We start from the raw sequence: 12,311 nt of genomic DNA on the forward strand, positions 1-12,311 counted from the left end.
GGACGTTTCGTGGCAGGATACCGGCCAGTAACCGGAAGGCTGGTGTCCTGCCATGCGCACCGCGTATCGAACCTGCCCGCTCTGCGAGGCCGCCTGTGGCCTGGAACTCACCGTGACCGACGACGATCAGGTCGTCGCGGCTCGCGGCGACCGGGAGCACGTGTTCAGCCACGGCTTCATCTGCCCGAAAGGCGCCACGTTCGGCCAGCTCAGCAGCGACCCGGACCGCCTGCGCCGCCCCCTCGTGCGCCGCGACGGCCGGCACGTCGAGGTGAGCTGGGACGAGGCGTTCGCCGCGGTCGAGGCCGGCCTGCGGCCGATCATCGAGGGGTACGGGCGCAACGCGCTCGCCGTCTACCTCGGCAACCCGAACGCGCACACGATGGCCGGCGGGCTGTACGTGACACCGCTGCTCAAGGCCACGGGCACCCGTAACGTCTTCTCCGCGAGCACCGTCGACCAGATGCCGAAACACGTCTCCTGCGGCTACCTGTTCGGCAACCCGCTCACGATCCCGGTGCCCGATCTCGATCGCACCGACTTCCTGCTGATCCTCGGCGCCAACCCGTGGGAGTCCAACGGCAGCCTCGCGACGGCTGCCGACTTCCCCGGCCGGCTCAAGGCGATCCAGGCCCGCGGTGGCCGTTTCGTCGTGGTCGACCCGCGCCGCACCCGCACCGCCGAGCACGCCGACGAGCACCTGTTCATCCGGCCCGGCACCGACGCGTACCTGCTCTTCGGCATGGTCCACACACTCTTCGACGAGAACCTGACCGACCTGCGCGACCTGGCCGGACTCGTGACAGGCGTGGAGCAGGTCCGGGAGCTGGCCGCCGACTTCGCCCCGGAGAAGGTGACCGCCGCCTGCGGCGTGCCGGCCGAGCGGATCCGGGACCTGGCACGGCAGCTCGCGGCCGCGGACCGGGCGGCGGTGTACGGCCGGATCGGCACCTGCACCGTCGAATTCGGAACCCTGGCCAGCTGGCTCATCGACGTGCTCAACGTGCTGACCGGCAACCTGGATCGGCCCGGCGGCGTGATGTTCCCGCTCGCGGCCCACCTCTCCGGCAAGCCGGGCAAGCGCACCGGCTTCACGGTCGGGCGGTGGCACAGCCGGGTGCGCGGCTTCCCCGAGGTCAAGGGCGAGCTGCCGATCGCCACCCTGGCCGACGAGATCGAGACGCCGGGGGACGGGCAGGTCCGGGCGCTGCTCACCGTCGCCGGGAACCCGGTGCTGTCCACGCCGAACAGCGGGCGGCTCGGCCGGGCTCTCGGGGGACTCGGCTTCATGGTGAGCGTCGACCCGTACCTGAATGAGACCACCCGCCACGCCGACGTGGTTCTGCCGCCGCTGGACGCGATGCGCAAGGGCCACTACGACTTCGCGTTCCTCGGGTTCGCGGTGCGCAACTTCGCCGCCTATTCGCCGCCGGTGCTCCCGCCCGATCCCGACGGCCTGGACGAGTGCGACATCCTGGCCCGGCTGCTGCGCATCGTCACCGGTCAGGGCGACGGGGACCCGGCCGTCGTCCACGAGTACCTCCTCGACCAGGCGCTCACCCGGACCGGCGTCGCCGCGGCCCGGGAACTGATCGCCGGCGACGGTCCGGCCGAGCGCCTCCTGGACGTGGCGGTGCGCGCGGGGGCGTACGGTGATCAATTCGGCGCACGGCCCGGCGGCCTCACGCTGCAGAACCTCAAGGAGCACCCGCACGGCATCGATCTGGGACCGTTGCAGCCGCGTCTCCCGGACGCTCTGCGGACGCCGAGCGGCATGGTCGAGCTGTGCGCTCCGCCGCTGGCCGCCGAGACGGCACGGCTTCTCGGCGCCCTGGACCGGGACCGTGAGCAGCTCGTCCTGATCGGGCGCCGGCACCTGCGCTCCAACAACAGCTGGATGCACAACGTGCCCGCGCTGGTGAAGGGCCGCGACCGGTGCACGCTGCAGGTCCACCCGTCGGACGCGTCCCGGCTGGAGCTGGTCGACGGAGAGCCGGCGCGGGTGGTGTCGCGGGCGGGGGCGCTGTCGGCGCGGGTCGAGGTCGATGATCGGGTGATGCCGGGCGTGGTGAGCCTGCCGCACGGCTGGGGCCATGATCTGCCCGGCGTGCGGCTGTCGGTGGCCGCCGAGAATCCCGGCGTGAACTCCAACATCCTGACCGACGAGCTGGTGATGGACCCCTTGTCCGGCAACAGCGTCCTCAACGGAATCCCGGTGCAGATCAATCCCATGTGAGTACGGCGGGAGCGGTGCACCCTCCGTGGTCCGGCCTGCGCGCGCTGTTCCCCGTCGTGGTCCCGTGAGCGACGGCAGGCACCACCCAGCCGTAGTCCGTGCAGGTTGTGCGGCCGTTTAGGATGCGCCGGCTACGGCTGAGGGTCGCGAGCCGTCGTTCGTGCAGGTCAAACCGCCCGGATTGCCTGCGCCCGCTCCGGCTCGCGGCCGGGACTCACGGTGTGCCGACGCGGAGGACCTCGCTCAACCGCTGACGACGGCGGATCATGGACTCCACCGGCGGGATCACGAGCGCCACCAGCACGAACGCCCCCGCCACCGCGCCCAGCACGGTCCACGGCAGGGACGGGAGCGGGTCGGCTGACTGCCCGGTCAGCAAGCGCAGCGCCAGCGGACCCAGCGTCACCCACGCGACCAGCACCCCGAGCGCCGGACCGGCGATCGCGGCGAGCACCGCCAGTGGGAGCAACTCGGCGGTGGCGACCGTGCGGGCGTCGCGCGGGCGCAGACCGATCGTGCGCAGACGGGTGAGGGTCTGCCAGCGCTCCGGGGCGGTTGCCGCGGCGCTCAAGGCGAAGCCCAGAACGCCGAGCGCGAGCAGTACCCCCGTCGAAGCCCACGCCAGGTGCCGCAGGCCGGACACCAGGGGTGCGTCCCGGCGTTCCCGAAGCACGTCGGTGCGGGTCACCACGTCGGCGGCTATCCCGGTGGACGCGGCCGCTCGTGCGGCGCCCGGTCCGGTCAGCCAGATCGTGTTCGGGTCGGCGGGCATGCCCGCCGCGGCGAGCGCACCGGCGTCGACCACCACCACGTCGGCCGCGCCGCCGATCGCGGGGGCGGGGCCGACGGCGGTCAGCGGCACAGCGGGGAAGTCCTCACGCAGAAGCTGGAGCTTCATGCCGGGTTGCAGGCTCCCGTCAGCGGACAGCACCAACGCCGGAACCGGCAAAGACGAAATATTCGAAATGTCGCCGGGCGTCCGCGACGATTGCGGCGATGGGGAGGCCGACGGCTGCCCCGACGAAGACGACGGCTGCGGCGACGGAACACCCGCCGTCACCAACGGTCCCAACAACGCCCCGTCCGGAAGCGGCGTATTCCCCACCAATTCCCGGAAGGCCGCGGCATCCACCGCCACGAGCCGCGGCACCGCGGTCACCTCATCGGTGACAACCCGCACCCCATCACTGACCCATCCCGCCGCGACATGCGAAACCCCGTCCTGCCCCGCCACCTTCCCGGCAACATCTCTGGCAGCCCCCTCCACCGCGAGATCGATCCGGGCATCCGCCCCCACACTCCGCCACGAACCGTCCCGTAAGCCTTCGTCCACGGTCCCCGCGACGACCCCGCCGAACACCGCCAGCCCCGCCGCCCCCACGACAGCGACCAGCGGCAACGCCCGCCCACCACCATCCGCCGCCCGGGCCGCCCCGAACACCGCCAGCGGCCTCCGCGACCGCAGCGCCCATCGCAGCACCACCCCGGTCACCGCCGGCATGACCCGCAGCAGGACCAGCGCACCCACCAGCACCCCGAGCGCGGGCGCGGCCGCCGGAAGCGCCACCGCCCCACCCGGCGCCACCCCACGCTGATGAAGTGCGGCGAAGGCACCCGCCGCGACCGCCACCACAGCCAGCTCCCCGGCGATCCGCCGCAACTGAACGGTCCGCACCAGCTGCCGCCGCGCGCTCCGGTTGGCAGGCGCCCGCCGATCACGCGTAGCCCGTCCAGCAGCGACAACCCCGAGCACCGGCGCCGCCAGCACTCCCGCGACGATCACCGGCACGACCCACGGCGAGACCCAGAAGGACGAGACGAGGGTACGGGCGAGGCCCACGCCCGCAGCCGCCGCCACGACCGTCACAGCGGCCGATTCCACGACCAGTTCGAGAGCCAGGACCGGCAGCCCGGCGCCCCGTTGCCGGGCCACGGCCAGCGCGCCGGCACGACGCCGGACGAGCAGGGCCGCGGCCAGCAGCAACACCAGGACGGCGACCGTGAGCACCGCGATGAGCAGCACGGACGCCTGCGCGGTGGCGGCGTCGATCTGAGCGCGGACGTCGCGCAGCACCGCGTCGAGCTGGGTGTTCCACGTCGAGCTGGCGTCGAACGCGCTGGACGACGCGGAGGTGGCCTTGAGCGCGACAGCGGTGGCGGTGATCCGTTCGGCGGACTGCCAGGTCAGCACGTCGGGGTCGGGGCTGAACCAGACCGTGCGCCGCATCTCGTCGGGCTTGAACGCGAGCCGGGCGTCGGGCAGCGAGTCGGCGGAGAGCAGTGCGCCGAACCGGGTGCTGCCGATCCCGTCGGCGCCGGACCGGGGCTCGAGCAGCCAGGGCGCGATGCGCCACGCCGGGTCGGCCGGGTCGGCGGGCCGGTACACGCCGCTGACCAGCACGTCCTTCTTGTCACCGAACTCGTCGGCGAGCGGGATGTGGTCGCCGGGCCGGACGCCGAGCTGGGCGGCGACGGTCTCGGAGAGGCCGATCCCGACGGTCCAGGGCGGACCGTCGAAGTACGGCATCTCGGCGAAGCCCTCGGCGGTCGGGCCGGGTGCCTGACCTGCGGTCCAGGTGACGGCGGGCCCGTCGGCGGCGGACAGGTAGGCGAGCCGCAGGGTCCGCAGCACGCTGCCGTCGGTGATCTTCAGGGTGGGGCTGATCAGGCCGGCGACCGGCGGGAGGAGGGCGCCGCGCAGGTCAGCCCCGAGCTCGCCGAGCGCTCGCTCGCGCAGGGCGGTGACGTCGTCGGCGAGGCGCGGCATCCGGATGCGGCCGTTCTGCCCGTCGTCGGGCTCCTCCCAGCGGGCGGTGGCGGTGACGTCGGCGGTGCTGCCGGCCCGGCGTACCGCGTCCTGCACGGCCTCGTCGGCGGTGGACCGCAGCAGCACCGGCACGGCGCTGGACAGCGCGGCGACGACCGTGACGACGACGGCGGTGAGCAGCAGCGGAACGGCGTCCGCGCGGGCCCGCCCGCGGACGCTGGGCCAGTGCGGAAGGGGCAGCTTCATGAGGCGACTCGCAGGTGGGCGGCGTCGGCGCGGCGGGACTGCACGAGGACCACGGCGGTCACGGCGAGCAGGCACGCGGCCAGCAACGCGAGGAGGAGACCGGCTTGCGCCGGCCAGGGCCAGACCGCAACCACATCGGGTACGGGGGAAGCACCGCTCTCCGACCGGACCAGCAGCGGCGCCACGATCCACGTGGCGAGCGCGCCGACGACCCCGCCGGCCGCCCACAGTGGCAGCAGCACCACCGCGTGCTGGCCGACGAGCGTCCGCCGGATCTCCCGCCGGGTCATCCCGAGCCCGCGCAGCCGGGCGACCTCGAGAGCGCGGTTCTGCAGGTCGCACGTGACGTGCAGGATCACCCCGGCGAGCAGCAGCAACGCGGCGGCGGGGACGAGCAGCCGAAGCACCGCCGGGAACCCGGCCGGCACCGGGCCGCCGGTGAGCCGCGCGGTCTCACCGGCCCGGGTGACGACCTCGCCGAGGTGCAGGCTGCTCAGGTCGGTGCGGACCGGGTCGCCGACCCACCAGGCGTCCACCGGTGACGCGAAGTCGCCGCGGACGGCGAGGGCACGGGACAGGGTGTCCAGGTCGGCGAGCATCGCCGCGCCACCGGGGGCGGACGGCACGGCGGGCACCACGTCGGCGATCGTCACGGGCACGGCGGAGAGGCCGATGGTGAGGTCGAGGCGGCCGCCCGGCCGTACCCCCAAATCGCCGGCGAAGCCGGCCGAGACCGCGACCGGCACCGGTCCGGGATCAGCGAACGCGGTGGCCACGAGCTTGCGGGCGGCTTCCGGCGGACCGCCGAGCAGGACGGTCCCGGTCAGGGTGAGCCCGGTGCCGGTGGAGGCGACGGCCGGGCCGGTGAGCTGCTCCGGTGAGGGCGCCGCGGAGGTGGCGGTCCAGGCGGCGGCCCGCTCGGTTCCGGGGATCGCCAGGGTCACGGCGATGTCGCTGGTGGTCGTCGCGTCCCAGGTGATCGAGTCGCCGGTGACCGGCAGGGCGACCGCGACCACGCGTACCCCCGGAGGTGGAACGCACGCGACCAGCCGGTGCGGCCTGCCGTCCAGCGGGGACTCGCCGCCGGCGCACGTGGTCCGCAGGCCGGTCGCGTCCTCGAAGAGCAGTTCCGGCGTCACGGTGAGCCGGGCGCCGCCGGTCGCCGTGCCGGTCAGGGTGAGCGTGCCGGTGACCGGCAGGCCCGCGGCGGGCGCCGGTGCGGCGATCCGGGCGCCCACATCGGCCCAGGTCCGGCCGTCGTCCAGGCGTCCGCGCAGCAGCGCGCCGGCCCGGGCGGTGTCGACCGCGACCAGCCGGGGCGCGTCGCCGCTGCCACCCAGCCACTGACCGACGGCGACGCCCCGGTCGGTGGCCGGGCTGACGGTTCCGCCGGTGGCGCCGGCGACCGTGGCGCCCTCACCGGCGGCCGGTGGACGGCCGAGCGTCAGCGACAGGTCGGTGCCGACGGCGAGCGTGGCCTGATCCCGCTGCGAGCGTTCCCAGGTGGCGTCGAGCGCGACGCCGAAGGTGCCGGCCGCGCAGGCCAGGGTGACCAGCAGGCCCGCGGCGGTGGCCTGCGGCCGGCGCGCCGCCTCGAACGCGGCGAGGGGCAGCGGCAGGCTGTTCGCCCGGCGGGCCGCCCGGTCGGCGAGCGCCAGCGCGGGCGGGGCCAGGCGCAGCGCCAGGGCCGCGCCCGCGACCAGCAGCAACGTGGGCGCGAGGACCCGCACGGCGTCCGGACCGGCGGAGTCGCCGGCCGGCTGGGCGCGCAGCTGCCACCAGCCCGCCACCCCGAGCGCGACGAGCAGCAGGTCAGCGCCGGACCGGGCCAGCAGGTCACGGCGGGTGCGTTCGGCGGTCGCCGGCGCGGGCCGCAGACCGGCGACCACCATCATCACGGCGAGCACCACCGCGCCGAGGGCCACCGCGAGAACCTGAGCAGCGGTGCCCATCGGCGCGGACGCCAGGCCCGCGCCGGAGAGCGGCGGCAGGTGGGTCAGCGCCGCGTGCAGCAGCGACGACGCCGGGATCGCGATCGCGGCGGCGAGCAGCGCCAGCGCGGCGCCCTCGACCGCGGCGAGCCGGGCCAGCTGCCCCCGCCCGGCGCCGAACGACGACAGCAGGGCGCTCTCGCCGGAGCGCAGATCGGTGGTGAGCCGGCCGGCCAGGGCGAGGGCGACAGCGGTGAGCAGTCCGCCGAGCACCGCCACGGACAGCACCGCGGCGTTCGTGACCTGTTGCTGGTGGCGGGCCGCGGCCAGCACCGACGGCAGCCGGGAGGCGATCCGTTCGATCTGCACCCGATCGCCGAGGTCGCGGGCCAGCCGGCGATCCGCGCCGAGCACGGTCGAGGTGACCGCGTCGAGGTCGGCCAGGCGCGGAGCGGACAGGTCCGGGTACGCGGTGATCTCCAGCCGGTCCAGGGCGGAACCGCCGGTGAGCAGCTCGTCCCAGCCGACCAGGAACGGACCGAACGCCCGGGAGTCGCGCAGCGAGCTGGCGTCCCGGTAGGCGAGGTTGAAGCCGGCGCCACCGAGCGGGTCACGGTCCCAGCCCGATCCGGCGAGCGGTCGCACGATCCCGACCACCGTGACGGCGGTCGGCGGGGCGGGGGCACGGCCCAGTTCGGCACCGAGGCGTACCCGGGTCCCTGGTTGAAGGCCGAGCTGGCGCGCGGTGGTCTCCAGCACCGCGGCCTCGCCCGGTGCGGCCGGCCAGCGCCCGGAGCTGAGCTCGGCGGTGGACGGCAGGTCCTCGACGGCGGAGAGGTATCCGGCGCCCTGCGGCAGGGATCGCAGGACGCTGGAGGCGCGGCCCGTGGTGCGGATCGGGAACGGCGCGAGCGACTCGGTGAGCAGCGCCCGCGTGTCCGCCGCGACCTCGGCCGCGTCCTCGTCGGCGATGGTCACGGTGTACGCGGTCACGGCGGCGTCCGCAGCAGAAGTCCCGGAAGCGGCCACCTCCAGCGCCCGGTCGGCGGTCCGGGTGACGAGCAGCGCGCAGGTCCCGAGCAGGGTGGCGCCGAGCGTCACGACGGCGACCAGGGTGGCGAGGAGCTGCCACTGCGCCCGCGCACGCCGGGTCAGCAGGGTCAGCACTCCACGATCCGCCCGTCGTTGATCCGGATCACCCGGTCGGCGAGCGCCATCATGACCGGATCGTGCGTGGAGACCAGCGCGGTGACGCCCTCGGACTCCACGACGCCGCGCAGCAGCGCCATCACCGACCGGCCGGTCTCCGCGTCGAGCTGGCCGGTCGGCTCGTCGGCGATGAGCAGCCGCGGCGAGCCGGCCAGCGCACGGGCGATCGCGACCCGCTGCTGCTGGCCGCCGGAGAGCTCGCCGGGCCGCTGCCCGGCGTGGTCACCGAGCCCGACCAGGTCGAGCAGCAGGGCCACGCGTTTCTCCCGCTCGGCGGCCGGGGTGCGGGCCAGCCGCAGCGGCGCGCCCACGTTCTCGGCGGCGGAGAGCACCGGGATCAGGCCGAACGTCTGGAACACGTAGGAGACCTTCTCCCGGCGCAGCAGCGACAGGCCGTCCTCGTCGAGCGCCGTCACCTCGGTGCCGTCCACGTGCACCTGGCCGGCGTCCGGGCGGTCCAGGCCGCCGATCACGTTGAGCAGGGTGGTCTTGCCGGAACCCGAGCGGCCGACGAGGGCGGCCATGGTGCCGGGCTCGACGTCGAACGAGACGTCCTTGAGGGCGTGGACCGCAGTCGCTCCGGAGCCGAAGGTGCGGTCGATGTTCCGTACTCTAAGCATCTTTTTCTGCCGGTGACATCGTGATGTGGTCGGCCTCGAGAGCGAGGCGGACGCGTTTGGTCAGGGCCAGGGCCTCGCGGTACTCACGGGGGATCTGCACGCGGCCGGCCCGGTCCATCACCGCGTACTCCTCGGCGATCACGTGCGTGTCGCCGTTCTCCGCGGTGGCGGTGCGCCGCAGCACCTCGGAGCTGGTCCGGCCGTCCCGGATCGCGACCGTCCGCTCCACCTGCCCGCTCACCGCCGGATCGTGGGTGACCACCACGACGGTGACGCCGAGCTCGCGGTTGACCTGCCGCAACGCCTCGAAGACCTGAGCCGAGGTGGTGGTGTCCAGTTCGCCGGTCGGCTCGTCGGCGAGCAGCACCCGCGGCCGGTTGGCGAGCGCCACCGCGATGGCCACCCGCTGCTGCTGCCCGCCGGACATCTGCGCCGGACGCCGGTCCGCGCAGTCGGTGATACCCAGCGTCTCCAGCAGTTCACCGGCGCGTTCGCGCCGGGCCCGCTTCGGCGTTCCGGCGGCGGCCATCGGAAGGTCGATCACCTGACGAGCCGACAGGTACGGGACCAGGTTGCTCGCCGTCTGCTGCCGGACGAACCCGACCGTCTGCCGTCGATAGCGCACCCGGTCGGCGCGGGACATCGCCAGCAGATCCCACTCGTCGACGTGCGCCCGGCCGGCGGTCGGCGCGTCGATGCCGGCGAGGATGGAGAGCAGCGTGGACTTGCCGGAGCCGGACGCGCCGACCACGGCGATCATCTCGCCGGCGTCGACCGACAGATCGAGACCTTGTAAGGCCTGCACCTCGATCGAGCCGGTCTGATAGATCCGGACCAGACTCTCGCAGAGGATCAAAGACATGGTTCCCCCGTACGGGATCTTGAGCCTGCCTTTCCTACTCCTCCGACTGTGACTTGTAAACATGTCCGGTCGCTCGCCGCGTCTTTCATGGTGAGGGGGAATTCATGCGAAGCGGCTTCGAGGAATTCGTGACGGCACGTGGCGACGCGTTGCGCCGGTTCGCCTATCTGCTCTGCGGCGACCGGCATCACGGCGAGGATCTCGTGCAGGAGGTGCTGGTCAAGGCGTACCGGAGATGGTCCCGCATCGAGGCGGACCAGCCCGATCGCTATCTGCGCACCGCCCTGGTGCGGTCCCACGTGAGCTGGCTGCGGCAGATGTCCAACCGGGAGCGACCCGGCGCGGTCGCCGAGGAGAGACCGATCCCCGGCGATCTCGCCGCCGAGCAGGCGCTGCGCGACGACCTGTGGACGCGGCTCGGCCTGCTGAGCCGGACCCAGCGGGCGGTTCTGGTGCTGCGCTACTACGAGGACCTCGACGACAAGCAGATCGCCGAGGTGTTGCGCTGTTCGCCGGTCACGGTCCGGGTCCACGCCGGGCGTGGCCTGGCGAGGCTGCGAGCCGAGCTGACCGCCGAGAGAGCCGGTCCGGCCACCGAGAAGAAGGAGGGAGCACCGTCATGAGCCTGGAGGACGACCTGAGGGTCACGCTGCGCGACCACGCCGCGGAGACCGTGCCCCAGCCCGACCTGTGGCACAACGTGAGCGCCGGTGTGCGCCGGGACCGGCGTCGCCGGGTGGCGCTGGCCGGTGGGGCGGCGGCCGTGGCGCTCACCGCCGTCGCGTCCGTGCCGGTGATCCTGGCGAACCGTGCCGACCGCGCCATGCCCACCCCGCCGGCCACCGCGCCGACCGCGCCCACTGGTTCGCCGGCTGTCGACTGGGCCTGGCCGTCGTGGCCCGAGCCGGCCTTCCCGCGCAAGCCGGGCTGGCTGCCGCCCGGTGTCGGCGAGCCGTCCGTGACGGTGATGGGCGCGAACGTGCTGCTGCACTACGAGCGGGGCTCGTCGATCCTGGAGGCGGAGATCGGCCCGATCGTGCCCTCGTGGGAGACCGAGGGCGAGGAGGACCACGACGCCGACGTCGGCGGGCGGGAGGCGACCGTGCGGACCGCCTCGATCTACGACGGCTCGCAGGCGGGGGAGCAGTTCGTCGGGGTGCGCTGGCGGACGGCCGACGGCGACTGGGCGCAGGTGCTCAGCTGGGGCGAGCGTGACGAGCAGGAGGTGCTGAAATTCGCCCGCCATCTCGGCGCGGGCAGCGTGCCGGCCGGTCCGGCACCGGTGACGCTCGCGGTGGTGCCGCCCGGGCTGACCCTGCAGCACCAGAGCGCCGTGCCGGATCAGGGTGGGGTGAGTCAGGGCGGGGCGAGCCTGTGCGTGGCGACACCGGAGACGGTGGCCGCGGAGCGGCAGCCCACCGGGCTCTGCGCCGACGTCGTCGAGGAGCCGTTCGAGCCGACCGAGGAGGCCGGTCCCGAGCTGCTGACGGTCGGCGGGCGGCCGGCGGCGTTCTATCCGGAGGGCGGCCGGCTCGAGATCGATCGGGGCGGTGGCAAGGTGCTGGCGATCAGCTGGGATCCCGAGCAGCTGCCGCTGACCCGCGCCGAGGCGATCCGCTTCGCCGAGGGGGTGCAGATCGCCTGAGGCGAGCGGTGCACGTGGCCTGGGAGCCGGAGGCACGTGGGTCGGCCAGGGGGTCACCCTGGGGCGAGACCGGTGCCCGGCGAGCCAGTCTCTAGGACAGATGCCGCCGGGCATCGGGACAGTGAGAGGAACAGGGCGATGGTGGACTACAAGCTCGAGATCGTGGTGCTGCCGGTGTCGGACGTCGACCGGGCCAAGGAGTTCTACGGCCGGCTCGGCTTCCGGGAGGATGTGGACTTCGCCGGTCCGGAGGGCTTCCGGGTCGTGCACTTCACCCCGCCCGGCTCGTCCGCCTCGATCATCATCGGGTCGGGGATCACCGACGAGGCGCCCGGCTCGTCGAAAGGCGTGCACCTGGTCGTCGACGACATCGAGGCGGCCCGCAAGGACCTGATCGCCAAGGGCGTCGAGGTCAGCGAGATCTTCCACGACGCGGGTGGGGTGTTCCACCACGCCGGCGCCACGGCGCGGGTCGCCGGCCCGCACCCGGACCGGCAGTCCTACGGCTCGTTCCTGGCGTTGCGCGACCCGGACGGCAACGAGTTCGTCCTGCAGGAGGTCACCGTTCGCAGGGCGGGCCGGATCAATCACGTGGTCTACGGCTCGGTCGCCGAGGTCGAGCAGGCCCTGCGGGACGCCGCGGCCGCGCACGGTAAGCACGAGGCCGAGGATCTCGGTGGCAAGGTCGACGAGAACTGGCCGGCGTGGTACGCCGCCTACATGGCGAAGGCCGCCGGTCTCGGCGCCTGATCGACCGCAGGAGCGCACCGGGATGTCGGCAGGAGGAACGATGGG

At 73.9% G+C, this 12,311-nt stretch carries 8 protein-coding genes; 4 read left to right on the top strand and 4 right to left on the bottom strand.

The genetic code is table 11. From position 1 onward, the window contains the following. The first annotated feature begins 52 nt into the window (after nucleotides 1–52). A complete protein-coding gene (locus AMIS_RS11400; protein WP_014442421.1) occupies nucleotides 53–2,236 on the top strand; it encodes a molybdopterin oxidoreductase family protein in 2,184 nt (727 codons plus the stop codon). A gap of 214 nt (nucleotides 2,237–2,450) precedes the next feature. On the opposite strand, the gene AMIS_RS11405 is transcribed toward AMIS_RS11400, so the two are convergent. From AMIS_RS11405 to AMIS_RS11420, 4 genes are read right to left on the bottom strand one after another with little or no spacing between them, the layout of a single operon-like run. Then, complete coding sequence (locus AMIS_RS11405) at nucleotides 2,451–5,249, bottom strand: FtsX-like permease family protein (RefSeq protein ID WP_014442422.1); 2,799 nt, start codon at nucleotides 5,247–5,249, stop codon at nucleotides 2,451–2,453. Next, nucleotides 5,246–8,347 (bottom strand): FtsX-like permease family protein, encoded by a 3,102-nt coding sequence (locus tag AMIS_RS11410; RefSeq protein WP_014442423.1) that lies wholly within the window; start codon nucleotides 8,345–8,347, stop codon nucleotides 5,246–5,248. Before AMIS_RS11410 ends, AMIS_RS11405 begins: the two co-directional genes overlap by 4 nt. Continuing rightward, nucleotides 8,341–9,009: an ABC transporter ATP-binding protein gene (locus tag AMIS_RS11415; RefSeq protein ID WP_014442424.1), complete on the bottom strand. Its 669-nt coding sequence runs from the start codon at nucleotides 9,007–9,009 to the stop codon at nucleotides 8,341–8,343. The genes AMIS_RS11410 and AMIS_RS11415 overlap by 7 nt, the downstream gene beginning before the upstream one ends. Beyond that, nucleotides 9,002–9,871 carry an ABC transporter ATP-binding protein gene (locus AMIS_RS11420; RefSeq protein ID WP_014442425.1) on the bottom strand — a complete coding sequence of 290 codons (870 nt, stop codon included), beginning with the start codon at nucleotides 9,869–9,871 and terminating at the stop codon, nucleotides 9,002–9,004. Before AMIS_RS11420 ends, AMIS_RS11415 begins: the two co-directional genes overlap by 8 nt. 104 nt (nucleotides 9,872–9,975) lie before the next feature. Between AMIS_RS11420 and AMIS_RS11425 the strand changes: the two genes are divergently transcribed. From AMIS_RS11425 to AMIS_RS11435, 3 genes are all read left to right on the top strand, one after another. Beyond that, nucleotides 9,976–10,494 (top strand): SigE family RNA polymerase sigma factor, encoded by a 519-nt coding sequence (locus AMIS_RS11425; RefSeq protein ID WP_014442426.1) that lies wholly within the window; start codon nucleotides 9,976–9,978, stop codon nucleotides 10,492–10,494. Further along, nucleotides 10,491–11,516, top strand: a complete 1,026-nt coding sequence (locus AMIS_RS11430) for a hypothetical protein (RefSeq protein ID WP_014442427.1) — start codon at nucleotides 10,491–10,493, stop codon at nucleotides 11,514–11,516. Before AMIS_RS11425 ends, AMIS_RS11430 begins: the two co-directional genes overlap by 4 nt. Nucleotides 11,517–11,654: 138 nt before the next feature. Beyond that, nucleotides 11,655–12,266, top strand: a complete 612-nt coding sequence (locus tag AMIS_RS11435) for a VOC family protein (protein WP_014442428.1) — start codon at nucleotides 11,655–11,657, stop codon at nucleotides 12,264–12,266. Nucleotides 12,267–12,311 lie beyond the last annotated feature (45 nt).

Source organism: Actinoplanes missouriensis 431, from assembly GCF_000284295.1.
GTDB classification, from domain to species: domain Bacteria; phylum Actinomycetota; class Actinomycetes; order Mycobacteriales; family Micromonosporaceae; genus Actinoplanes; species Actinoplanes missouriensis.